We start from the raw sequence: 23,609 nt of genomic DNA, 5'->3' as shown, positions 1-23,609 counted from the left end.
CCTCACCTTCCACCCACACACTTTGCTAAGGATGTCGCGTGTTAGTTATTTTGGGTTATATCGTGGTCTTAGGTGCGGTTTTTGGTGGCTACATAATTGTTGGTGGTCACCTTGGCGCACTTTATCAGCCAGCTGAATTTTTAATTATCGGCGGGGCAGGTATTGGTGCATTTATTGTGGGTAACAATGGTAAAGCAATAAAAGCCACAATGAAGGCAATGCCAAAATTGATGCGCCGCTCTAAATATAACAAAGTCCTATATATGGACTTAATGGCGCTGCTCTACCGCTTATTAGCAAAATCCCGTCAGCAGGGAATGTTGTCACTGGAGCGTGATATAGAAAATCCACGTGAAAGTGAAATATTCTCTAATTATCCGAGGATTTTGGCCGATAAGTTATTAGTCGAATTTATTACCGACTATTTGCGGTTAATTGTTAGCGGAAATATGAACGCTTTTGAAATCGAAGCATTGATGGATGAAGAGATAGAGACCCACGAGCAAGAGTGCGAAGTTCCCGCTGGGAGTTTGGCGATGGTGGGGGACTCTCTTCCTGCATTCGGTATTGTTGCCGCGGTGATGGGGGTCGTCCATGCCCTGGCCTCCGCAGACCGACCTGCCGCAGAACTTGGCGCGTTAATTGCCCATGCGATGGTGGGGACGTTCCTGGGTATTTTGTTGGCATATGGATTTATTTCACCTTTGGCGACCTTACTACGTCAACAGAGTGCAGAAACCACCAAAATGATGCAGTGCATCAAGGTAACACTGCTTTCCAGTCTGAACGGATATGCGCCGCAAATTGCCGTGGAATTTGGTCGTAAAACACTCTACACCACGGAGCGTCCATCGTTCATTGAGTTGGAAGAGCATGTGCGCAGAGTGAAAGCTCCAGTACCGCAAGCGACAGAAGAGGACGCATGAAGCATCAGAACCACCCCGTTATTCTGGTCAAAAAGCGCAAGGCCAAACATGGTGGTGGCCACCATGGCGGGTCATGGAAAATCGCTTACGCTGACTTTATGACCGCGATGATGGCCTTCTTTCTGGTGATGTGGTTGCTATCGGTTTCCAGCCCGCAAGAACTGACGCAAATTGCAGATTATTTTCGTACACCATTGAAAGTCGCGCTGACCAGCGGTGATAAAAGCAGTTCCAGTACCAGCCCCATTCCAGGGGGCGGTGATGACCCGACCCAGCAGGTGGGTGAGGTGCGTAAGCACATAGATTCGGAAGAGAGCCGCAAAGAGGAGTACCGCCTCAATAAATTACGGGAAAAGCTGGATCAGCTCATCGAATCCGACCCAAGATTGAGAGCGTTGCGGCCACATCTGTTGATTAACATGATGGAAGAAGGCCTGAGAATTCAGATTATTGATAGTCAAAATCGGCCGATGTTCAAGATGGGGAGTGCACAGGTTGAGCCGTATATGCGCGATATTTTACGTGCAATAGCCCCTATCCTGAATGATATACCGAATAAAATCAGTCTGTCGGGTCACACCGATGACTTGCCTTACGCCAACGGCGAACGGGGTTATAGCAACTGGGAGTTGTCAGCGGATCGCGCCAATGCTTCACGACGTGAATTGCTGATTGGGGGCTTGGATGAGGGCAAAGTGCTGCGCGTGGTGGGCATGGCCTCAACAATGCGTCTCAAAGAGCAAGCATCGGATGACCCGGTCAACCGCCGTATCAGTATCCTGGTGCTTAACAAACAGACCCAACATGATATTGAGCATGAGAATTTAGATAACAGAGCGCTGGATATCGAAAAAGCGGAAAGCTTGAAGCAGATTGAGACCACGGGTACTGCTCCGGCGGCGACATCAGCGGTCACTGCTACGACACCGTCAGCGCCAGCGGTAACGGCCACATCCACTGGGCAAACGGTAGCCACTGGATCGGCAGCGGCAGGTTCAGCCACTGAGCCGCAACCTGCTAAGGCGGCAGCGGACTTTCCAGTGAAAGTAGCGGCATCGCCAGTATCATCATCGCCAACATCATCATCAACAACAGCACCACAAACACAACTATCGAGCACGGGGAACATCACTCCAGCTGCCACCGGGCCAACGACATCGTTGCCAGCGGCGCCTGCAAGTCATGCACCGGTCTCTCCGACAAGCCGCGACGCACAGTAGAGGTGACACCGTGAGCATGGATATTACCGCGTTTTATCAGACGTTTTTTGATGAAGCAGATGAACTGCTGGCGGATATGGAGCAGCACTTGTTATTGCTGGACCCGCTGGCACCAGACAATGAACAACTCAATGCCATTTTCCGTGCTGCTCACTCCATCAAAGGTGGGGCAGCGACGTTTGGCTTTACGGTGCTGCAAGAGACAACCCATCTGTTGGAAAACCTGTTGGATGGTGCTCGCCGCGACGAGATGCGCCTGAGCACTGATATCATCAACCTGTTTTTGGAAACGAAAGATATTATGCAGGAACAGTTGGACGCCTACAAAACCTCGCAGGAACCCAATGCGGAAAGCTTTGAGTATATCTGTCACGCGCTGCGCCAATTGGCACTTGAAGCCTTAGAGCAACAGGAATCGGGCCATGTCTCAACCGCCGCACAGGGCAGTGGTGCGGCAACCGCTGAAGCGAAAGTTAGCGGTAAGTCGCCGGCTCTGGTTCTGGGGGGGATGCGCATTCGCCTATCTGGCCTGAAAGAGCAAGAGATCCCGCTGATGCTGGAAGAGCTGGGCAATCTGGGCGAAGTCAAAGATCCGCATCAAAGTGCTGATAGCCTTGAAGCGACCCTGATTACCTCGGTCAATGAAGATGATATCAGTGCGGTACTCTGTTTTGTGCTGGAACCGGAGCAAATTAGTTTTTTACCGGCTGAGTCAGAACCTGTGCCAGAAGTCGCTGCGGCAGCTGCCGTCGTTGCGCCAGAAGCCGCCGTTGCATCTGTTGCCGAAGCCAAAATAGCACCCCAAGTGGATGCGGTTGCCATGCCGACCAGCCCTGAGCATGTGAAGCCAAAAGCGAAAGCCAGTGAATCCACCAGCATCCGTGTCGCAGTTGAGAAAGTTGACCAGTTGATTAATCTGGTGGGTGAATTGGTTATCACCCAATCAATGCTTGCACAGCGCTCCAGCATCCTGGACCCGGTAATTAACGGTGATTTGCTCAATAGCATGGGTCAGTTGGAACGCAATGCGCGTGACTTGCAAGAGTCCGTGATGTCCATCCGGATGATGCCGATGGAGTATGTATTCAGCCGTTTCCCACGGTTGGTGCGCGACCTGGCGAGCAAACTCAATAAGCAGGTTGAATTGACGCTGCTGGGTAGCTCGACCGAGCTGGATAAAAGTTTGATCGAGCGCATTATCGACCCATTAACCCATCTGGTTCGTAATAGTCTGGATCACGGTATTGAAGATGCATCAACCCGTATTGCCGCCGGTAAACAGCCGGTGGGCAATCTGACACTCTCCGCTGAGCATCAGGGCGGCAATATTTGCATCGAAGTGCTTGATGATGGCGCAGGGCTAAATAGGCAAAAAATCCTGGCGAAAGCGCAGTCTCAAGGGATGGCGGTCAATGAGCATATGAGCGATGAAGATGTCGGGATGCTGATTTTCGCACCGGGCTTCTCCACCGCTGAGCAAGTGACGGATGTTTCTGGTCGTGGCGTCGGGATGGATGTGGTTAAGCGAAATATCCAGGAGATGGGTGGCCATGTGCAGGTCAGTTTCCAGGCGGGTCTTGGCACCTCGATCCGTATCTTGCTGCCATTGACGCTGGCTATTCTTGATGGCATGTCCGTCAAAGTCAGTGATGAAGTCTTCATTTTGCCACTGAACGCGGTGATGGAGTCGCTGCAACCTTTGGCGGAAGATCTGCACCCGCTCGCCGGCGGTGAACGCGTGTTACAAGTGCGCGGAGAGTACCTACCGCTGGTTGAATTGTATCGGGTATTTGATGTTGAAAATGCTAAAACTGAAGCCACTCAAGGCATTGTTGTCATTCTGCAAAGTGCCGGTCGCCGTTATGCGCTGTTGGTAGACCAACTGATCGGTCAGCATCAGGTGGTGGTGAAAAACCTGGAGAGTAACTACCGCAAGGTGCCAGGAATTTCAGCCGCGACCATATTGGGTGATGGCAGCGTGGCGTTAATTGTTGATGTGTCAGCTTTGCAGGCTCTAAACCGGGAAAAACGCGTCACGGTTGAAGATACCGCCGCATAGCAGATCTCCCGTATAGCGCCTGTATGGAATCCATATGTAAACAGGTGCAGGGCTGTGGATGATGTTCTCGGCCCTGAAAAAAAACATAAATTCAACCTACTGATTGAAGGGTAAACACATGGCAGGACTAGCAACCGTCACGAAGCTGGCTGGCGAAACGGTAGGACAGGAGTTCCTGATTTTTACGCTGGGTGATGAAGAGTACGGCATTGATATTCTGAAAGTGCAAGAGATCCGTGGTTACGATCAGGTGACCCGCATTGCTAACACCCCCGCGTTCATTAAGGGGGTCACTAACTTACGTGGCGTCATCGTTCCCATTATTGATCTACGGGTTAAATTTGCACAAAAAGGCGTTAGCTATAACGAAAATACCGTGGTGATTGTGCTGAATCTTGATCAGCGCGTTGTCGGTATTGTGGTTGATGGTGTGTCTGATGTGCTGTCATTGACCAATGAACAGATCCGTCCTGCCCCTGAATTTGCCGTCACTTTGGCGACCGAGTACCTAACGGGGTTAGGTTCTCTGGGCGAAAGAATGCTGATTTTGGTTGATATCGAGAAGTTGTTGAGCAGCGAAGAGATGTCGTTGATTGATGCGGTGGCGAAGGGATAAGAGTTTCGGGGCGAGATCTGGATCTGGTTTCGGTTGATATTCAGTTGAGTGACAAGTTCGGTTGTTAAAACTTCAGTGCTCAACTACCCACCGATGAACCAACCGCCAAAGGGGTTACAAGCGCGTAACCCCCTTGGGACCCCTGCACTAACGCACGGCTCGCTCGGCATCCATGCCTCGCGACCTACCTCCACTCTTCACTCGGCAGCTCAAATGTGCTTTTAACTTCAAAACCTAAAAACAGGGTTTTGATTTTGACTTTCTCTTTTGATGTTGAGCGCAATCAGGAATATTGCCGACAAAGATTGCAGGCCGAATGAGCCGCATGGACGCGGCGAAAGGGGCTGTCGAGCTGGGAGCGAGTCAGCCCCGGTTCGATTAGCCGGCAAGCTGCCGGAGGGAATGGCGCAGCCACAATATTTCGCGCCAGGCGCGGGTGTTGGGCCGCCGCCCTGCGGCCCGACTCGGTTGAGGCGACGGAGATCAGGTCATCACTGAACGAATATCAACCGAAACCAGATCCAATCCCAATCCCAATCACCAGAACGACTATCAACCGAAACCAGATCCAATCCACCACGCAGGAAAAGTGATCACTCAACCCAACCCCATAACCATTAACATGCCATTAAAATAATCCCCCTCCCCGGTAAAGTTCCCCCCTTTGATGCCGATAACAGAGTTAATTAGGCGTCTTGTGATTTGGCGTACCCGTATTTTGACATACCTATGTTTTGGCGTACTTATGAAGGGACAACATGTTTAAGCGTATGAAAGTGGTCACCAGCCTGCTGCTGGTGTTAGTGCTATTTGGTGCCTTACAGCTGGTTTCCAGCGGGCTTTTCTTCAACTCCCTGAAAAATGACAAAGAAAACTTCGCTGTTTTACAAGTTATCCGTCAGCAACAATCGGTGTTGAATGATAGCTGGGTAAATCTGCTGCAAACACGTAATACACTGAACCGCGCAGGCATCCGCTACATGATGGATGTCAATCACACCGGCAGTGGCCCTACGGTCAATGATCTTCTGGCTTCAGCCAAAGGTACATTGGGTGTGGCGGCAGACCGTTTTAAAAACTATGAACAAATTCCGCTGGATAGTCAGCAAGATGCAGAGTCAGCTAAAAAATTAAAACAGACCTATGACCAATACTTTGGCGCACTGACTGAGCTTATCCAATTGATGGAAGCGGGTAAAATCAACGAATTTTTTGATCAGCCAACCTCCAGCTTCCAGAATGCTTTTGAGCAAGATTATAACACTTACCTAACACAGAATGACCGCCTATATGCTTCCGCCGTGGAAGATAGCAACCGCTCCTTCAGCTTTGCTATGGGTGTGATTGTCGCCGTACTGATTGCGGTATTAGCCGTGATTATCGTGGTGTGGCTGGGTATGCAACACATCTTGATTAATCCACTGAAACACCTGATTGAGCATATCAAGCATATCGCCAATGGTGATTTGACCCAAACCATCGAAGTGCATAGCCGCAATGAGATGGGCACCTTAGCTGCCAGCCTGAAACACATGCAGTCTGAATTGGCGACCACGGTTAATGACGTGCGTTTAGGCGCAGATGCCATCTACAGCGGTGCATCTGAAATCGCCGCCGGTAATAATGACCTGTCCGCGCGTACCGAGCAGCAAGCCGCGTCACTGGAAGAGACGGCCGCCAGCATGGAGCAGTTAACCGCCACCGTGAAACAGAATGCTGAAAATGCCCGTCAGGCTAGCCAACTGGCATTGAGCGCATCAGAAACCGCGCAAAAAGGCGGGAAAGTGGTGGCAAACGTGGTGCAAACCATGCACGAAATTGCCGGTAGTTCGCAGAAAATCGCCGATATTACCAGCGTCATCGACGGCATTGCCTTCCAGACCAATATCCTGGCATTGAACGCCGCCGTGGAAGCGGCCCGTGCCGGTGAGCAGGGTCGTGGTTTTGCCGTGGTCGCCGGTGAAGTGCGCAACCTGGCGCAGCGCAGTGCACAAGCAGCAAAAGAGATTAAGGGCTTGATTGAAGACTCCGTCAACCGGGTCGACATGGGTTCGGTGCTGGTTGAAAGCGCGGGTGAAACCATGGGCGATATCGTTAATGCCGTCACGCGCGTCACCGACATCATGGGTGAAATCGCGTCTGCCTCTGATGAACAAAGTCGCGGTATCGACCAGGTTGGTCAGGCGGTCACCGAGATGGATCGTGTGACCCAGCAAAACGCCTCGTTGGTGGAAGAGTCTGCTTCTGCCGCCGCCGCACTGGAAGAGCAAGCCAGTATGTTGACCCAATCCATGTCTGTATTCGTTTTGCGTATGGATAACGGCAGTAGCACCAAGAGTGTGAGAAAAATCAAGCAGCCGACACAGGATCTGAGCGGTACTGCTAAAAAAACACTGGGAAGTGACCTGCAAGATAATTGGGAAACTTTCTAGACATCCCCCCTACACAAAAAATAGATAAAGCCGGCCTATGAGCCGGCTGAGAAGAGGTTACGATGTTTGGCCGAATCCGGATTTCTACCAGCTTTTTCCTGTTACTGATATTGATCTGCTCCATACAGTTAATTTCAAGTGGTCTGTCATTTACGGCTTTTCGCTCAGACTACCAAAACTTAAATCGTGTGGATCTCAGCAGTCAGCAACGGGATGCATTAAGCCTCAGTTGGGTATCCTTGCTTCAGGCGCGTAATACCTTAAACCGAGCGGGGACGCGCTCGGCTCTCAAAGTCCCTCAGGAGCAAGTTAACGCATTAATGGGCAATGCACGCAGCTCATTACAGAAAGCGGATCTCTATTTTAATCAATTCCTGGCGGTGCCGCGCCTTGATCAGAGTGAAACCGGTGGTGAGTTGCTGGATGCCACCAAAAACAGTTATCAGAATTTACGGCTCTCGTTACGGCAACTCATTGATTTTCTGGAGGCCGGCAATCTACAAGGTTTTATGGATCAGCCCACCCAGAAAACACAAGATCTGTTCGAGGCAGATTTTTTGCAGTATTTGCAATATGCCAATGAGGTGATTGCCGAGGCGGGCACAGAGAATCAGCAAGCTTACCACCTCTCTATCTGGATATTTGGTGGCGCGATTTTGATGGTGATCCTGATGGGGCTCTCTTCACTGGTTTGGTTACGCACGATGTTCGTGAACCCGCTGAAGATTATGCGCGCCCACTTCGATCGCATTGCTGAGGGGGATTTGTCCGCTCAGATTGATGTCTCTGGCCGCAATGAAATCAGTCAACTGTTTGCCAGTTTACGCACCATGCAGCACTCGTTAATCACCACTGTCAGCCACGTCCGTGATGGGACCGAATCGATGCTGACAGGGATCCAGGAGATCTCGGCCGGTAACAATGATTTGTCTGCGAGAACAGAGCAGCAGGCAGCATCACTGGAGCAAACAGCGGCCAGTATGGAGCAACTGACCGCCACCGTGAAACAGAATGCGGATAATGCGCGTCAGGCAACACAGTTGGCGCAAGATGCATCGGGAACCGCCGCCAAAGGGGGCGAATTGACCCACGGTGTGGTCACCACCATGCATGATATTGCGACCAGTTCGAAGAAGATTGGTGCCATTACCAGCGTGATTGATGGTATCGCCTTCCAAACGAATATTCTGGCGCTGAATGCGGCCGTTGAAGCCGCACGTGCCGGTGAACAGGGGCGTGGTTTTGCGGTAGTGGCAGGTGAAGTACGTAATTTGGCCCAGCGCAGTGCGCAAGCGGCAAAAGAGATTAAAGTGTTGATCGATGAATCGGTCAGTCGTGTTAGCCAGGGGTCCACACTGGTTGAAAATGCGGGTAGTACCATGGAAGAGATCGTTCGCTCAGTGACTCGGGTTACCGACATTATGGGTGAAATCGCTTCCGCCTCGGATGAGCAAAGCCGGGGTATTGAGCAGGTTTCACTCGCGGTAACACAGATGGATCAGGTCACTCAGCAAAACGCCGCATTAGTGGAAGAGGCTGCGGCTGCGGCTAACGCACTGGAAGAGCAGGCAAGTATGCTCTCCAATGCAGTGTCTGTTTTTCGTTTGGAGCAGGATAGCGACAGCGGGGAGGGGCGAAGCAGTAGTAAGCAATCTGTTGTAAAAGCCACGGTCGCAAAGGAAATCCCAGATTGTCAAATGACGTAACCAAGACTTTGTTATGGGGGGAGGCTGGATGAAATCATCATCGATGAAACAATCGTCTTTAAATCAAGCAGCTCAGCCATCACCCTTAGAGTCTGGGTCAATTCTGACCCAGATGATTCAACGGCTCCCGCTGTCGGATGTCCACTTCCGGCGCATTTGCCAACTTATTTACCAACGAGCCGGGATTGTACTGGCCGATCACAAACGGGAAATGGTCTATAACCGCTTGGTCAGGCGGTTAAGATTGCTAGATATTAACGATTTCGGTCAATACCTTGCGGTGTTGGAGAGTGACCCGAATAGTGCAGAGTGGCAGGCATTTGTAAATGCGTTGACCACTAATCTGACGGCATTTTTCCGTGAGGCGCACCATTTTCCGATTCTGGCTGAACACGCTCGCCAGCGTCCGGGGAGTTATTCGGTATGGAGTACGGCAGCATCGACCGGTGAAGAGCCCTATTCCATCGCCATGACATTAAGTGATGCGCTGGGAAATCGTGCCGGATCGTGTCAGGTCTTGGCCAGTGATATCGATACGCAAGTGCTGGAGAAAGCGACCAGCGGCGTCTATCGGCAGGATGAGCTGCGCTCACTGTCGGCGCAACAGATGCAACGCTATTTCTTGCGTGGCACCGGCCCCCATCAGGGTATGGTGCGGGTGCGGCCAGAACTGGCCAATATGATTCAGTTCCAGCAACTTAATCTATTGGCCCCTGAGTGGGCGTTACCGGGGCAATTTGATGCTATTTTTTGTCGTAACGTGATGATCTATTTTGATAAAGAGACGCAGGAGCGCATTCTGCGTCGCTTTGTCCCTTTGCTAAAACCCGGTGGCCTGATGTTTGCGGGTCACTCGGAGAATTTCAGTCAAATTAGTCGGGAATTCTATTTGCGCGGGCAGACCGTTTATGGACTGACCAAGGAGAGGTGATGAGTAAAATCAGAGTATTGTGCGTTGATGATTCTGCATTGATGCGCCAGCTAATGACAGAGATTATCAACAGTCACCCAGATATGGAGATGGTTGCAGCGGCACCGGATCCATTGGTCGCCCGCGATTTGATCAAAAAATTCAATCCGCAGGTTTTGACGCTCGACGTTGAAATGCCGCGCATGGATGGCTTGGATTTTCTTGAGAAACTGATGCGGTTGCGGCCAATGCCGGTGGTGATGGTTTCATCCTTAACCGGTAAGAACTCCGAAATAACCATGCGGGCGCTGGAGTTAGGGGCGATCGATTTTGTGACCAAACCCCAGTTGGGTATCCGAGAGGGGATGCTGGCTTACAGTGAGTTGATTGCGGAGAAGATCCGTACCGCCGCTAAAGCCCGCCTGCCACAACGCGGACCAGAACATGCTCCGGTGATGCTGACCCACACCCCGTTGCTCAGTAGTGAAAAGTTAATCGCCATTGGGGCATCTACGGGGGGAACAGAAGCTATCCGTACCGTGTTACAGCCTTTGCCGCCCACCAGTCCGGCGCTATTGATTACTCAGCATATGCCACCGGGTTTTACCCGTTCATTTGCCGAGCGGCTCAATAAATTGTGCCAGATCACGGTGAAGGAGGCAGAAGATGGTGAACGTGTATTGCCCGGACACGCCTACATTGCACCCGGTGATCGGCATATGGAGTTGGCGCGCAGTGGGGCAAACTATCAGGTGCGCATCCATGACGGCCCGGCGGTGAATCGCCATCGGCCCTCGGTCGACGTGCTATTTCGCTCCGTGGCGCAGTATGCGGGGCGAAATGCCGTGGGGGTGATCCTGACCGGTATGGGTAATGACGGTGCCGCCGGTTTACTGGAGATGCATCGGGCAGGGGCTTTTACCATTGCACAAAACGAAGCCAGTTGTGTGGTCTTCGGGATGCCGCGTGAAGCCATTGGCATGGGCGGCGTGAATGAAGTGTTGGATCTTAATCAGATAAGCCAGCGGATGTTGGCACAGATTAGTAGTGGCCAGGCGCTACGTATATAAAGCGACTTTAGATATTCATTTTCCGGTGGAAATCGGGCGTTGATAGTTAATCGCTCAGCGGTGAGCAACAAACTTTAGGAGTTGGTATGGCGGATAAGAATCTCAGATTTTTGGTGGTAGACGATTTTTCGACCATGCGTCGTATTGTCCGAAACCTGCTAAAAGAGCTAGGTTTTAACAATGTGGATGAAGCCGAAGATGGTGTAGACGCATTGAATAAATTACGAACAGGTGGTTTTGATTTTGTCGTTTCTGACTGGAATATGCCGAATATGGATGGCTTGGACCTGTTAAAAACTATCCGTGCTGACGGTGCTCTGAGTTCTCTGCCGGTTTTGATGGTCACTGCCGAAGCTAAAAAAGAGAATATCATCGCAGCAGCGCAAGCCGGTGCCAGTGGTTATGTAGTGAAGCCTTTCACTGCCGCTACCTTGGAAGAGAAACTCAATAAGATCTTTGAAAAGTTGGGTATGTAAGGAGGCGGAATGAGTAACCATCAAATGCCTGCATCAGATGCGGCATCAGCCAGTGATATTATTAGCCGTATAGGTAGCCTTACGCGGATGTTACGCGATAGCCTACGTGAGTTAGGTCTGGATCAGGCGATTGCTCAGGCCGCGGAAGCTATTCCGGATGCCCGTGATCGTCTGGACTATGTGGTCCATATGACCGCGCAGGCCGCAGAGCGAGCATTAAATTGCGTCGAAGCAGCACAACCGCGCCAAAATGAGCTGGAGTCATCGGCGAAAGCGCTTAAAGTTCGCTGGGATGAGTGGTTTGCCAATCCAATCGAGCTTTCTGATGCGCGTTCACTGGTCACGGATACCCGTGATTACCTGGATGTGGTGCCACAGCACACCTCATTTACCAATGCGCAATTGTTGGAGATCATGATGGCGCAGGATTTCCAGGACCTGACCGGTCAGGTTATCAAGCGCATGATGGATGTGGTGCAAGAGATTGAGAAGCAACTGTTGATGGTATTGATGGAAAACATCCCAGATATGCCGTCCAAACCGCAAAAGCCGACGGACAGTTTACTCAATGGGCCGCAAATGGATAAAACCGGTGCTGGGGTGATTGCCAATCAAGATCAGGTTGACGATCTGCTAGATAGCCTGGGCTTCTAAGCTGTCGGATGACCATAATATACCTGCAGATGAGAGATTCTCATCTGCAATCTCTCCTCTTCGCAATAACCCTGATCCAATAAATAGCCCACTAATTACCGCGTTGTTCCATCCATCGGCTAGCTGAATATTTGTCATGCTAAGCAGCAATTTTTATCTCTTATCCATTTACCTAATACGGAACGCTCACGCTGAATAGGAATATTGGCTGTGTCTGAAGATAGCGATCTGGAAAAAAGCGAGGAACCCACAGCCCACAAGCTGGAGAAGGCTCGCGAGAAAGGCCAGATCCCGCGCTCGCGCGAACTGACCTCGATGCTGATGCTCGGGGCCGGTTTGGCTATCTTGTGGTTTTCGGGGGAGTCGATGGCGCGACAACTTGCCGCGATGGTGGCGCAAGGGATGCACTTTGATCACGGCGTGGTCACCAATGATAAGCAGATGCTGCGACAACTTGGCATGTTGCTGCGCCAAACATTAATAGCACTGGTGCCGATTTTTGCCGGATTGGTGATAGTGGCACTGGCGGTCCCGATGCTATTGGGCGGGGTGCTGTTTAGCGGTGAATCGATCAAATTTGATCTGAAGCGCATGAGCCTTATCTCCGGCTTAAAGCGGATGTTCTCTTCTCAGGCGCTGGCTGAGTTACTGAAAGCGATTTTGAAGGCGACGCTGGTCGGCTGGGTAACCGGCATCTTCCTGTGGCATAACTGGCCAGATATTATGCGCTTGATCGCAGCGCCACCGGTGGCAGCATTAGGCGATGCGCTGCACTTGATTATTATCTGCGGGCTGGTGGTGGTATTAGGTCTAACACCCATGGTCGGCTTTGACGTGTTTTTCCAGATAACCAGCCATATCAAAAAGTTGCGTATGACCAAGCAGGAGATACGGGACGAATTTAAAGATCAAGAGGGCGATCCCCATGTGAAAGGGCGTATTCGTCAGCAGCAACGCGCGATGGCCCGCCGCCGCATGATGGCGGATATCCCTAAAGCCGATGTCATCGTCACCAACCCGACCCACTATGCGGTTGCTTTGCAGTACAACGAAGCAAAAATGAGTGCGCCCAAAGTGTTAGCGAAAGGCGCGGGGGCGGTTGCGCTGCGGATCCGTGAATTGGGCGCGGAACATCGCATTCCTTTATTAGAAGCGCCGCCGCTGGCGAGGGCACTGTTCCGGCACAGTGAGGTGGGGCAACACATTCCAGCCACCCTTTATGCCGCGGTGGCGGAAGTGCTCGCCTGGGTCTATCAACTGAAACGTTGGAAGCGGGAAGGTGGGTTAATTCCGAAAAAACCTGAACATCTGCCAGTGCCGGAAGCACTGGATTTTGCAACAGAGAGTGAGACTGACTAATGGCAAATTTGGCCGCCCTGCTTCGTTTACCGGGCAACTTTAAAGATACGCAGTGGCAAATACTTGCCGGGCCAATCCTGATCCTGATGATCTTGTCGATGATGGTGTTGCCACTGCCACCCTTCATCCTTGATTTGCTGTTTACCTTCAATATTGCACTCTCCATCATGGTGCTGTTGGTGGCGATGTTTACCCAGCGCACCCTGGATTTTGCGGCATTCCCCACTATTTTGCTGTTCTCAACCTTGCTGCGTTTATCCCTAAACGTCGCCTCCACCCGTATCATTCTGATGGATGGTCACACTGGGGCAGGGGCGGCGGGCCGTGTGGTTGAAGCCTTTGGTCACTTCCTGGTGGGCGGTAACTTCGCCATTGGTATCGTGGTCTTTATCATCCTGGTTATCATCAACTTTATGGTTATCACCAAAGGGGCGGGGCGTATTGCTGAGGTTGGTGCGCGCTTTGTTCTGGATGGGATGCCCGGTAAGCAGATGGCGATCGATGCCGACTTAAATGCGGGATTGATTGGCGAAGATGAGGCGAAAAAACGCCGCTCAGATGTGACGCAAGAGGCTGATTTCTACGGTTCCATGGACGGGGCCAGTAAATTTGTGCGCGGTGATGCGGTTGCCGGGTTAATGATCATGGTGATTAACGTGGTGGGCGGCTTACTGGTCGGGGTACTTCAGCACGATATGGCGGTAGGCCACGCGGCGGAAACCTATACCTTGCTGACCATCGGTGATGGTCTGGTGGCGCAAATCCCGGCCTTGGTAATTTCCACCGCCGCAGGTGTCATCGTGACCCGCGTGAGCACCGATCAAGACGTCGGCCAGCAGATGGTTACCCAGCTATTCAACAACCCACGGGTGATGGTATTAAGTGCCAGCGTACTGGGTTTGCTGGGCATGGTGCCGGGGATGCCTAACTTTGTGTTCCTGCTGTTCACTGTCGCCTTGCTGGCATTAGCCTGGCGCCTACGCGGCAAACAGACACAAAAACCTGCGGTAGCAGAAGCTCCGATGATTCAGGATCAACAACAGGCGGCTGAAGCGACCTGGTCAGATGTTCAGTTGGAAGATCCACTGGGGATGGAGGTGGGTTATCGCCTGATCCCGATGGTAGATTTCCAGCAAAATGGTGAGTTGTTGGGCCGTATCCGCAGCATCCGTAAAAAGTTTGCCCAAGAGATGGGCTATCTGCCGCCCGTGGTGCATATCCGCGATAATCTGGAACTGCCGCCCGCCAGCTACCGGATATTAATGAAAGGGGTCGAGATTGGCAGTGGTGAAGCCCATCCGGGGCGCTGGCTGGCAATCAACCCAGGTAACGCGGTCGGTTCATTACCCGGCGAGGCGACGCATGACCCTGCTTTTGGTCTGGCGGCGGTCTGGATCGAAAGTGCATTGCGTGAGCAGGCGCAGATTCAAGGTTTTACCGTGGTTGAGGCCAGTACCGTGGTGGCGACGCATCTAAACCACCTGATTAGCCAATTTGCCAGTGAACTGTTTGGCCGTCAGGAGACCCAGCAGCTTCTGGATCGGGTCACCCAAGAGATGCCGAAGCTGACAGAAGACTTTATTCCCGGCATCGTGACCTTAACCACGCTGCACAAAGTGCTGCAAAATCTGCTTATGGAGCGGGTGTCGATCCGCGATATGCGCACCATTATTGAGACACTGGCGGAACACGCGCCCAATCAAACTGACCCTTATGAACTCACCGCCGTGGTGCGCGTCGCATTGGGGCGCTCCATTGCGCAACAGTGGTTCCCTGGCACCGATGAAATTCAGGTTATTGGGCTGGATGCGGCATTGGAGCGCTTGTTGTTACAGGCACTACAAGGTGGCGGTGGCTTAGAGCCGGGTTTGGCTGATCGTCTGCTAGAGCAGTCTAAGCAAGCGCTGCAACGGCAAGAGATGCTGGGTGCACCGCCAGTGCTGCTGGTGAACCATGCACTGCGTGCACTATTGGCCCGCTTCCTGCGCCGCAGCCTGCCGCAGATGGTGGTGCTGTCTAATCTGGAAATTGGTGATAATCGCCAGATCCGTATGACCTCAACCATAGGGGCGGCCTGATGCCGATCCATCTCTCTCAAGTGATATTTGCAGGTTTGTTGTCGCTCTATTTGTTGCCGTTGAGTGCTGTTGCATCAGGGAGTTGGGTAGCAGACGACATTGGCGTAACACAAGGTTTGCGCGGTGTGGCAACCTCCGCCAGGCCGCTGCAATCACCGACGGCGCTGGTTCAGGATAATGCGCGGATTGTGTCCGTAGGCTGGCGCTACCAGTTAATGTCAGCAGCGCCAGATGGCTTACAGGTGAAGTTATGCACCCCCACTCGCTGTATGCCCCTTGAGGGCGGCAGCGGGCAGAGCCGGGGATTGGCCGGTGAAGCGGCGGCAACTCAACTGACTTTTGTCTACTTTATTGCCGGCAAAGGTCGGATTAACCCGCCGCTACAAGTGATCAACAATCAGGTATTGGTTAATTATCGGTAACTCCACATCGGGGGAGTACAGATGAAACAAAAACTGTAGGGGAGAAAACCCGCCCTCTTTATTTCAGCCGTTTGCGCGGTCTGAGTCATTGACAGTGCCCCACAGAACAGCAAACTCCACAACATATTGACTCTCTGTTTTCTCATATCGCCTCCTTATTGACTAAGCAAATAGTTGCTTAGCCACGCCAGAGTAGCGCGCCGCAAAAAAAGAGAAAAAACCCTTTTTTGAGGAGGTAGAAAGCAAAGGTATTGAGACGGCAAAATGGGAGGTAAAGCAGAGGGTTCCCACAGAGATAAACCCCGCGCAGCGGCAGTCAATCTCTGTGGCAAATCAATTCATTCAGATGTGATGGGGGAGTGCTAAACGCCAATCTTACGGCCCAGTAAGCTGGCACCTTTGGCGTGACCATCAGGGCCATAGAGTGACTGACCGTGGCGAGTGTTCAAAATAGCCAGCGCCTGAGTGTTATGCTCAATATGCTGTTGCAGCAGTAGCCCGTTGTGCAGGTTGCTGTACTGAAGATGCTCGGCCAGTTGCAACATCCGTTGCCACCGCTCAGCGAGCGCCTGATTGTTGCTATAGGGCGCGTGGATCTTGGCCGTGGCTTCAGTGGTGAGTCGGGTTTGATCCAGATAAGCCAGCGTCGCCAGTATTGAACTTTTTTGTTCAGTCACCCCTTGCAGCACGATGCCCTGAATCCGACCGGAGCAGAGTAATTGCTGCTCTTGTGCCACAACAGTCGTCAATGATTCTAGCAGTTCTAATTGCTGGTCCAGATTGATCTGTAATCTCTCCACCACGACGTTCCTTTTACGATAAATACTGGTTGTTACCACTAGCAATTTAGTTGCGATTAGCCATCAACTTAGTAGCGATTAGCAATATCGTCGCAACTAACTGTTCTTAAGGTCATCTGCGACATTTTTCAGCAAAGCATCGGCAATTTTACCGGTGTCCATGGTCAGTTGGCCTGAGCGAATAGCCTGTTTTAATGTCTCTACGCGCTCTACATTGATATCCTGACTGCCCGGTTGCATCAGTTTTGCCTGCGCATCACTCAATTTAACCTCGGTACCGCTCACCTGCGTTTTTGTCTGGGCAGAAGGCTTACGCGACTGTTGCGCAATGTCACTGATCTCCCGTGTTTGCACTTTTGTTGCTGGTGATAGCGGTTGAGTGCGTTCAATACTCATGTTGTGTTGCTCCCTCTAGCGCGGGATTGAGGTTTATCGACCCGCAATTTGATGGCGGGATTGTCACTATTTTACCCGCAAATAACTGCATATTAGTGTTATCGGCAAAGGTTAAAAAAACTTTAATCACGACACCCAAAGAACTTAACGTTGCAGGTAGGCAGCAAGCGTGTTAATCCCGATGAGCTTACATGAGTAAGTGATTCGGGTGAATACGCGCCGTCAACAACCCTGCAACTTTAAGGGCGAAGAGTTATAACATAATGCGAATGGTGCCATCTTCGCCCACGACACCACTGACTATCTGACCCGACGCCATGCGCACGCGGAGGTTATCCTGAATGGCCGCATTGTTCATCGCTTTACCATTACTGTTAACATTAAACCCTTCACCCTGCGCGAGCACCTGCACATCTTGCCCCGATTTTATGATCCACAGACGGCGCAACATATTGCGGGTCAATGGTTGCCCTGCATTGATTTGCCGCAAACTGACGGCACCTTGCGCAAAATGGGGTTCCAGTAAGGCACCGGGTGGCAGGGTATCCAATCGGCCTTGCTTCATCTCAACATCTTGCGCGGTAATTTTTGCACCAGCGGCTAGTTGACGAATGGCGACCACATAGCGGCCACTCACCTGAACTTGCGTCTGGATAAAGCGGCGCACGCCATCGCAACGTACCGACAGGCTGATATTCCCCCAAGGGCGGGTGTTGGTCGGCAGTGTTATTTCAGGCATTTCGCACTGCGGCCATTGGTTCTGCGGCGTTTTGATAATGACATTAACCTGACTCTCTTTATCAGGATATTGCTGCTGGAAGAGTTGATTTACCTGCGCGGATAAATCTGCCGCCATCGCCTGATGGGCGAATGCCTGACTCACCAGCAGCAGCCCCAAAGCTAAGGTTTTGGCGTCAACTCTTTTTATTGTCATTACTTCCATCTCCACCGCTATCATCGGGTAAAACCAGACTCTGCCTTTTAACACAGCCCCTTTTCGCATCCTAGTGTACCCGTACCGTCATCAGGTTAAGGGGACAAATAGCGACGCATTTTGCTCTTATTCTGACGATAGGCTTTCCTATGCGGCGTTTATGCTGTCGACTCCAAATTCTAACCTTGCGGGGGGACTATGCTCGACAAACTGGACGGTGCTCTGCGTTTTCAACAAGAGGCGCTGAACTTGCGCGCTCAACGACAGGAGATCCTGTCGTCCAACATTGCGAATGCGGATACACCTGGCTTTCAGGCACGTGATATTGATTTCTCCAGCCAACTGAAAAAAGTGGTGGAGCAAGGACGTGTTAGCGGTACAGGGGTGTCGCTCAGTTTAACGTCAGCCCGTCATATCCCGGCAAGTACGGTTCAACCCCCTGATCTTGATCTGTTATTCCGCGTACCGGACCAGCCATCAATGGATGGCAACACCGTGGATATGGACCGTGAACGTACCAATTTTGCCGATAACAGCCTGAAATATCAGACTGATTTGACTGTGATCAGCAGCCAAATCAAAGGGATGTTGTCAGTGTTACAACAAGGATAAGACGCATGTCTTTACTGAATATTTTTGATATTGCCGGTTCGGCACTATCAGCTCAGTCGCAACGATTGAACGTTAGCGCCAGTAACATGGCTAACGCTGACAGTGTGACCGGCCCGGATGGTCAGCCTTATCGCGCCAAGCAAGTGGTCTTTCAGGTGGCGGCACAACCGGGGCAGGAGACCGGTGGCGTGCGTGTGTCACAGGTGGTTGATGACCCCGCACCGGATCGTTTGGTGTTTCAACCGGGTAACCCGCTGGCTGACGCCAAGGGCTATGTCCGTATGCCTAACGTGGATGTGACCGGCGAGATGGTGAACACCATCTCCGCTTCGCGCAGCTATCAGGCCAATGTTGAAGTGCTCAATACCACCAAATCTCTGATGCTCAAGACGCTGACACTAGGTCAATAACAGGAGCCTGCATATATGGCCATTACCAATTCCCTGACCGATAGCGATTACGGTATTAACAGCAGCAGCGGCACGAACGCCAACGCCGCCAGTGGTAGTACCAGTCAGGATCTACAAAACAGCTTCCTGACGTTGTTGGTTGCGCAGTTAAAAAATCAGGACCCGACCAACCCAATGCAAAACAACGAGTTGACTACGCAACTGGCGCAGATCAACACCGTGAGTGGCATTGAAAAACTGAATACCACACTGGGTTCCATTTCCGGTCAAATTGACAGCAGCCAATCTCTGCAAGCCAGTAGCCTGATTGGTCACGGGGTGATGATCCCTGGCACCAATGTGTTGGCGGGTAGCAAAGATGGTGTTGTCACCACCACCCCATTTGGCGTTGAGCTGGATCGGGCGGCGGACAAAGTGACCGCCACCATCAGCGATAAAAATGGTCAGGTGGTGCGCACCATTGAGATCGGCAGTTTGAAGGCGGGAGTACACGCCTTTACCTGGGATGGCTCATTAGATGCCGGTGGCAATGCTCCAGATGGTGCTTACACCGTGGCGATCACCGCCAGCAATGGTGGCTCATCATTGATGGCGACGCCGTTAAGTTATGCGGTGGTTAATGGCGTTACCCGTGGCAGTGATGGTTCCAAATTGGATCTCGGGCTGGCAGGCACTATCACCCTGGATAAAGTCCGTCAGATTTTGTAGGTCAGTGATTCGTCGCAAGCAGTAGTCAAACCAATACGACGGTGGGCCAGGGATTCGAACTGACTCGCCATCAATTTTAAAAGCAGCATTGATATGTCATCAATGCGCAAGGTCTGTAACGGACCCCGAATTTAACGGAGAAGAAAATGGGCTTTTCTCAAGCAGTCAGCGGTTTGAACGCAGCATCCAGCAACCTGGATGTGATCGGTAACAATATCGCCAACTCGGCGACGTCAGGTTTTAAAGCCGGCTCAGTTTCTTTTGCCGATATGTTTGCAGGTTCTCAGACCGGTATGGGCGTCAAAGTGGCGGGGATCACGCAGGACTTTAACGACGGTACTGCCACCACCACCAACCGTCGTCTGGATCTGGCTATCAGCCAAAATGGCTTCTTCCGGATGCAAGACAGCAGCGGCGGGATCTTCTATGCGCGTAACGGCCAATTTAAGCTGGATGCGGATCGCAATATCATCAACATGCAGGGCCTGAGTCTGACCGGCTACCCGGCAACAGGAACACCGCCAACCATTCAGCAGGGTGCGAACCCGGTTCCGCTGTCGATTCCGCAGGATATGATCTCTGCTAAAGCGACAACCTCCGGCTCCATGGTGGCGAACCTGACCTCAACCCACGATATTGTTCCTGCCACTCCAGCCTTCGATCCGGACAAACCCGCCACTTACAGCTTTGTCAACAACATGACCACTTTCGATACCTTGGGTAACCGCCATGAGATCAATGTGTTCTATGTTAAGCGCACCGAAAGCTCAACAGCAGGTAACTCATGGGATGTCTACACCCGCGATAGCAGCGCCAATCCGGCGCAAATTGCGGCCTTACGTGGCTCCATGCAGTTTGATACTAATGGTGCACTGAAGACGGTGACCAATGGAGCGAACCCAGCCAGTGCTACTGATTTCACCCTGACTATCCCAATGGGGGTGGTGAATGGCGCAACAGCAGCTCCCTTCACGCTGAGTGTCGCCGGCACTAAGCAGCAAAACACCGGCACCGACAGCATTGTTTCGCAAAACCAAACCGGCTATGCCGCTGGTGAGTTCACCGGTTTCCAGATCAACAACGATGGCTCTGTGGTTGGCACCTACTCAAACTCACAGACCCAGTTGCTCGGCCAAATCGTGATGGCTAACTTTGCCAACCCAGAGGGGCTGTCATCGGAAGGCGATAACGTGTGGAAAGAGTCGCTGGCTTCCGGTAACCCAATGCTTGGGACGGCAGGCGGTGGCGGTTTCGGTACTTTGACCAGTGGTGCGCTGGAGTCCTCGAACGTGGATTTGAGTAAAGAGCTAGTGAACATGATTGTGGCGCAACGTAACTATCAGTCCAATGCGCAGACCATCAAAACCCAGGATCAGATCTTACAGACTCTGGTTAACCTGCGTTAATCGAACTGACGGGATAAGCTCATGGATCACGCAATATATACCGCGATGGGCGCGGCGCGACAGTCGCTGGATCAGCAGGCGGTCACGGCGAACAACCTGGCGAACGCCTCGACGCCGGGGTTCCGCGCGCAGTTGTCCGCCATGCGTGCTGTACCTATCGACGGGCCGAGCATGGCAACCCGCACTATGGTGGTGGCATCAACCCCCGGCGTGGATATCAGCCAGGGGACGATAAACTTCAGTGGCCGCCCGCTGGATGTAGCTTTACAGCAGGATGGCTATCTGGCGGTGCAACTGCCCGATGGCACGGAAGCCTATACCCGCAACGGGAATATTCAGGTGGCGGCTAACGGCCAAATGACCGTGCAGGGTTACCCGCTAATGGGTGATAACGGCCCGATCGAAGTGCCCCCTCAGGCAGCGGTCACCATTGCAGCGGATGGCACCATCTCGGCACTGAATGCCGGTGATTCACCCAATACCATTGCGCAACTGGGGCAAATCAAACGGGTTCGGGCAACACCGGGTGAAGTGATGCACGGCGATGACGGCTTGTTCCATCTGACTCCCGCCACGCAACAGACGCGGGGTGCTCAGTTGGCCAATGATCCGCTGATTAAGATCATGCCGGGCGTGCTGGAAGGTAGCAACGTGAAAGCGGTTGAGGCCATGACAGACATGATTGCCAATGCCCGCAGTTTCGAAATGCAGATGAAAATTATCCACAGTGTGGATGAAAACGAACAGCGCGCTAATCAGCTGTTAGCAATGGGCTAAGCGCGCAGGCGCAGAGGAGTAAACTGATGATCCGATCATTATGGATTGCCAAAACCGGTTTGGATGCACAGCAAACCAACATGGACGTCATCGCCAACAACCTGGCGAACGTCAGCACCAATGGCTTTAAACGTCAACGTGCGGTATTCGAAGATTTGCTCTACCAGACCATGCGCCAACCGGGGGCACAGTCCTCCGAACAGACCACCTTGCCGTCGGGTTTACAGATTGGTACGGGGGTTCGTCCGGTGGCGACTGAGCGTTTGCACAGTCAAGGCAACCTCGCCAAGACCGATAACACCAAAGATATCGCCATCAAAGGCGAGGGGTTCTTTCAGGTGCAGATGCCGGATGGCACCAATGCCTATACCCGCGATGGCTCTTTCCAGGTTGACCAAAATGGTCAGTTGGTCACTGCCAGCGGTTTTCCGGTGCAGCCGGCGATCACCATTCCGGCGAATGCGCTGAGTATGACCGTGGGCCGTGACGGGATAGTCAGTGTCACCTTGCAGGGGCAGACCGCCACGCAGCAAGTGGGGCAACTGACACTGACCACCTTCATTAATAACAGCGGCCTGGAGAGTATGGGTGAAAACCTGTATCAGGAGACCGCCAGCTCCGGCGCGCCGAATGATACCACGCCGGGCCTGAACGGCGGTGGCTTGCTGTATCAGGGCTATGTTGAAACCTCTAACGTCAATGTGGCGGAGGAGTTGGTCAATATGATCCAGACCCAACGCGCCTATGAGATCAACAGTAAAGCGGTTTCAACTTCCGACCAGATGTTGCAAAAACTGACCCAGCTGTAAATCCGCTTTCGGGGGGCGATAGCGCCCCCTGATTGCCGCAGAATAATGAGTATTCGGGGCTGACCTTGCCAGCCTCTAACAGGTAACAGGACTGATAATCAGAGATGGACAGAAAGCCGCTGCGCAAATCAGGTGGATTGAAATGGGTCTGTATGCCGTTGACGGCAATGCTACTCAATGGCTGCGCGTATATTCCGCATAAATCACTGGTGGATGGCACGACCTCTGCCCAGCCGGCACCGGCCAGTGCACCATTACCTAATGGCTCTATTTTCCAGGCTGCCCAGCCGATGAACTATGGTTATCAGCCGCTGTTTGAAGACCGTCGCCCACGTAACGTTGGTGACACCCTGACCATTACCTTGCAGGAAAATGTCAGCGCCAGTAAAAGTTCCTCCGCTAATGCCAGCCGTAATGGCTCAAGCAAATTTGGTGTGGCGACGGCTCCCCGCTATCTGGAAGGGTTGCTGGGCAATGCCCGCGCCGACATGGATATTTCCGGCGACAACACCTTTGGTGGCAAGGGGGGGGCGAATGCCAATAACACCTTCAGTGGCACCATCACCGTGACGGTTGACCGGGTGCTGGCCAACGGCAACTTGCATGTGGTCGGTGAGAAACAGATCGCCATCAATCAGGGAACCGAATTTATTCGCTTCTCTGGGGTAGTCAACCCACGCACCATCAGCGGCAGCAATACCGTGACCTCAACACAGGTGGCTGATGCACGCATCGAATATGTGGGTAATGGTTATATCAATGAAGCGCAGACCATGGGCTGGTTGCAGCGGTTCTTCCTTAATATCTCGCCGTACTAAGAGGCCCATCA

At 52.3% G+C, this 23,609-nt stretch carries 22 protein-coding genes and 1 pseudogene; 20 read left to right on the top strand and 3 right to left on the bottom strand.

The genetic code is table 11. From position 1 onward, the window contains the following. Positions 1–38 precede the first annotated feature (38 nt). From motA to AACW11_RS13890, 13 genes and pseudogenes are all read left to right on the top strand, one after another. Positions 39–926: a flagellar motor stator protein MotA gene (gene motA, locus AACW11_RS13950; RefSeq protein WP_212584492.1), complete on the top strand. Its 888-nt coding sequence runs from the start codon at positions 39–41 to the stop codon at positions 924–926. After that, positions 923–2,146 carry a flagellar motor protein MotB gene (motB, locus tag AACW11_RS13945; RefSeq protein WP_212584491.1) on the top strand — a complete coding sequence of 408 codons (1,224 nt, stop codon included), beginning with the start codon at positions 923–925 and terminating at the stop codon, positions 2,144–2,146. Before motA ends, motB begins: the two co-directional genes overlap by 4 nt. 16 nt (positions 2,147–2,162) lie before the next feature. Beyond that, a complete protein-coding gene (gene cheA / locus AACW11_RS13940; RefSeq protein WP_212584593.1) occupies positions 2,163–4,205 on the top strand; it encodes a chemotaxis protein CheA in 2,043 nt (680 codons plus the stop codon). Positions 4,206–4,323: 118 nt separating this feature from the next. Further along, positions 4,324–4,821, top strand: a complete 498-nt coding sequence (cheW, locus tag AACW11_RS13935; protein WP_212584490.1) for a chemotaxis protein CheW — start codon at positions 4,324–4,326, stop codon at positions 4,819–4,821. Between the two features lie 758 nt (positions 4,822–5,579). Beyond that, positions 5,580–7,131: pseudogene (locus AACW11_RS13930) on the top strand (methyl-accepting chemotaxis protein); the annotation flags it as partial. Positions 7,132–7,315: 184 nt separating this feature from the next. Then, complete coding sequence (locus AACW11_RS13925; protein WP_212584488.1) at positions 7,316–8,959, top strand: methyl-accepting chemotaxis protein; 1,644 nt, start codon at positions 7,316–7,318, stop codon at positions 8,957–8,959. Between the two features lie 112 nt (positions 8,960–9,071). Then, on the top strand, positions 9,072–9,890 hold the full coding sequence (cheR, locus tag AACW11_RS13920) for a protein-glutamate O-methyltransferase CheR (protein WP_249192743.1): 819 nt from the start codon (positions 9,072–9,074) through the stop codon (positions 9,888–9,890). Then, complete coding sequence (locus AACW11_RS13915; RefSeq protein ID WP_212584487.1) at positions 9,890–10,939, top strand: protein-glutamate methylesterase/protein-glutamine glutaminase; 1,050 nt, start codon at positions 9,890–9,892, stop codon at positions 10,937–10,939. Before cheR ends, AACW11_RS13915 begins: the two co-directional genes overlap by 1 nt. A gap of 86 nt (positions 10,940–11,025) precedes the next feature. Continuing rightward, positions 11,026–11,415, top strand: coding sequence for a chemotaxis response regulator CheY (gene cheY, locus AACW11_RS13910; RefSeq protein ID WP_032815462.1), 390 nt, complete (start codon positions 11,026–11,028; stop codon positions 11,413–11,415). Between the two features lie 9 nt (positions 11,416–11,424). Further along, positions 11,425–12,069 carry a protein phosphatase CheZ gene (cheZ, locus tag AACW11_RS13905; RefSeq protein ID WP_032815463.1) on the top strand — a complete coding sequence of 215 codons (645 nt, stop codon included), beginning with the start codon at positions 11,425–11,427 and terminating at the stop codon, positions 12,067–12,069. Positions 12,070–12,279: 210 nt separating this feature from the next. Continuing rightward, entirely contained in the window at positions 12,280–13,428 is a 1,149-nt protein-coding gene (flhB, locus tag AACW11_RS13900; protein ID WP_212584486.1) for a flagellar biosynthesis protein FlhB, read from the top strand. After that, on the top strand, positions 13,428–15,506 hold the full coding sequence (gene flhA, locus AACW11_RS13895; RefSeq protein ID WP_212584485.1) for a flagellar biosynthesis protein FlhA: 2,079 nt from the start codon (positions 13,428–13,430) through the stop codon (positions 15,504–15,506). The genes flhB and flhA overlap by 1 nt, the downstream gene beginning before the upstream one ends. Beyond that, positions 15,506–15,928 carry a flagellar protein FlhE gene (locus tag AACW11_RS13890; protein ID WP_212584484.1) on the top strand — a complete coding sequence of 141 codons (423 nt, stop codon included), beginning with the start codon at positions 15,506–15,508 and terminating at the stop codon, positions 15,926–15,928. The genes flhA and AACW11_RS13890 overlap by 1 nt, the downstream gene beginning before the upstream one ends. Before the next feature lie 362 nt (positions 15,929–16,290). Here the strand turns inward: AACW11_RS13890 and AACW11_RS13885 are convergent, their stop codons facing one another. The 3 genes from AACW11_RS13885 to flgA form a co-directional block, all read right to left on the bottom strand. Further along, positions 16,291–16,731, bottom strand: coding sequence for a flagella synthesis protein FlgN (locus tag AACW11_RS13885; RefSeq protein WP_212584483.1), 441 nt, complete (start codon positions 16,729–16,731; stop codon positions 16,291–16,293). 93 nt (positions 16,732–16,824) lie between these two features. Further along, positions 16,825–17,124 (bottom strand): flagellar biosynthesis anti-sigma factor FlgM, encoded by a 300-nt coding sequence (gene flgM / locus AACW11_RS13880; RefSeq protein WP_212584482.1) that lies wholly within the window; start codon positions 17,122–17,124, stop codon positions 16,825–16,827. Positions 17,125–17,377: 253 nt separating this feature from the next. Then, a complete protein-coding gene (gene flgA, locus AACW11_RS13875; RefSeq protein ID WP_212584481.1) occupies positions 17,378–18,058 on the bottom strand; it encodes a flagellar basal body P-ring formation chaperone FlgA in 681 nt (226 codons plus the stop codon). Between the two features lie 198 nt (positions 18,059–18,256). Here flgA and flgB point away from each other — a divergent pair, with 198 nt between their 5' ends. The 7 genes from flgB (at position 18,257) to flgH (ending at position 23,598) form a co-directional block, all read left to right on the top strand. Further along, a complete protein-coding gene (gene flgB / locus AACW11_RS13870) occupies positions 18,257–18,670 on the top strand; it encodes a flagellar basal body rod protein FlgB (protein WP_005277461.1) in 414 nt (137 codons plus the stop codon). A gap of 5 nt (positions 18,671–18,675) precedes the next feature. Continuing rightward, a complete protein-coding gene (gene flgC, locus AACW11_RS13865) occupies positions 18,676–19,080 on the top strand; it encodes a flagellar basal body rod protein FlgC (protein ID WP_004877518.1) in 405 nt (134 codons plus the stop codon). Between the two features lie 15 nt (positions 19,081–19,095). Beyond that, positions 19,096–19,788, top strand: a complete 693-nt coding sequence (flgD, locus tag AACW11_RS13860; protein WP_212584480.1) for a flagellar hook assembly protein FlgD — start codon at positions 19,096–19,098, stop codon at positions 19,786–19,788. Between the two features lie 146 nt (positions 19,789–19,934). Further along, on the top strand, positions 19,935–21,194 hold the full coding sequence (gene flgE, locus AACW11_RS13855) for a flagellar hook protein FlgE (protein WP_212584479.1): 1,260 nt from the start codon (positions 19,935–19,937) through the stop codon (positions 21,192–21,194). 21 nt (positions 21,195–21,215) lie between these two features. Next, the gene (locus AACW11_RS13850) at positions 21,216–21,971 is read left to right on the top strand and encodes a flagellar basal body rod protein FlgF (protein ID WP_212584478.1); all 756 of its coding nucleotides are present in this window, start codon (positions 21,216–21,218) and stop codon (positions 21,969–21,971) included. Between the two features lie 26 nt (positions 21,972–21,997). Further along, positions 21,998–22,780 carry a flagellar basal-body rod protein FlgG gene (gene flgG / locus AACW11_RS13845; protein WP_005277453.1) on the top strand — a complete coding sequence of 261 codons (783 nt, stop codon included), beginning with the start codon at positions 21,998–22,000 and terminating at the stop codon, positions 22,778–22,780. A gap of 104 nt (positions 22,781–22,884) precedes the next feature. Further along, positions 22,885–23,598, top strand: coding sequence for a flagellar basal body L-ring protein FlgH (gene flgH / locus AACW11_RS13840; RefSeq protein ID WP_005277452.1), 714 nt, complete (start codon positions 22,885–22,887; stop codon positions 23,596–23,598). Positions 23,599–23,609 lie beyond the last annotated feature (11 nt).

This window comes from Yersinia sp. Marseille-Q3913 (genome assembly GCF_963892745.1).
Classification (GTDB): domain Bacteria; phylum Pseudomonadota; class Gammaproteobacteria; order Enterobacterales; family Enterobacteriaceae; genus Yersinia; species Yersinia bercovieri.
Note: the sequence above shows the minus strand (reverse complement) of the source record. Positions and strands in the feature narration are given on the sequence as shown.

Bases quoted from the DNA above. Each gene is read 5' to 3' on its own strand.
- cheR (WP_249192743.1), top strand. From the start codon at position 9,072: ATGATTCAACGGCTCCCGCTGTCGGATGTCCACTTCCGGCGCATTTGC.
- AACW11_RS13890 (WP_212584484.1), top strand. From the start codon at position 15,506: ATGCCGATCCATCTCTCTCAAGTGATATTTGCAGGTTTGTTGTCGCTC.
- flgB (WP_005277461.1), top strand. From the start codon at position 18,257: ATGCTCGACAAACTGGACGGTGCTCTGCGTTTTCAACAAGAGGCGCTG.
- flhA (WP_212584485.1), top strand. From the start codon at position 13,428: ATGGCAAATTTGGCCGCCCTGCTTCGTTTACCGGGCAACTTTAAAGAT.
- cheW (WP_212584490.1), top strand. From the start codon at position 4,324: ATGGCAGGACTAGCAACCGTCACGAAGCTGGCTGGCGAAACGGTAGGA.
- AACW11_RS13925 (WP_212584488.1), top strand. From the start codon at position 7,316: ATGTTTGGCCGAATCCGGATTTCTACCAGCTTTTTCCTGTTACTGATA.
- flgG (WP_005277453.1), top strand. From the start codon at position 21,998: ATGATCCGATCATTATGGATTGCCAAAACCGGTTTGGATGCACAGCAA.
- cheA (WP_212584593.1), top strand. From the start codon at position 2,163: ATGGATATTACCGCGTTTTATCAGACGTTTTTTGATGAAGCAGATGAA.
- flgA (WP_212584481.1), bottom strand. From the start codon at position 18,058: ATGACAATAAAAAGAGTTGACGCCAAAACCTTAGCTTTGGGGCTGCTG.
- flgH (WP_005277452.1), top strand. From the start codon at position 22,885: ATGGACAGAAAGCCGCTGCGCAAATCAGGTGGATTGAAATGGGTCTGT.
- flgD (WP_212584480.1), top strand. From the start codon at position 19,096: ATGGCCATTACCAATTCCCTGACCGATAGCGATTACGGTATTAACAGC.
- flgM (WP_212584482.1), bottom strand. From the start codon at position 17,124: ATGAGTATTGAACGCACTCAACCGCTATCACCAGCAACAAAAGTGCAA.
- cheY (WP_032815462.1), top strand. From the start codon at position 11,026: ATGGCGGATAAGAATCTCAGATTTTTGGTGGTAGACGATTTTTCGACC.
- AACW11_RS13915 (WP_212584487.1), top strand. From the start codon at position 9,890: ATGAGTAAAATCAGAGTATTGTGCGTTGATGATTCTGCATTGATGCGC.
- cheZ (WP_032815463.1), top strand. From the start codon at position 11,425: ATGAGTAACCATCAAATGCCTGCATCAGATGCGGCATCAGCCAGTGAT.
- flgE (WP_212584479.1), top strand. From the start codon at position 19,935: ATGGGCTTTTCTCAAGCAGTCAGCGGTTTGAACGCAGCATCCAGCAAC.
- motB (WP_212584491.1), top strand. From the start codon at position 923: ATGAAGCATCAGAACCACCCCGTTATTCTGGTCAAAAAGCGCAAGGCC.
- AACW11_RS13850 (WP_212584478.1), top strand. From the start codon at position 21,216: ATGGATCACGCAATATATACCGCGATGGGCGCGGCGCGACAGTCGCTG.
- flgC (WP_004877518.1), top strand. From the start codon at position 18,676: ATGTCTTTACTGAATATTTTTGATATTGCCGGTTCGGCACTATCAGCT.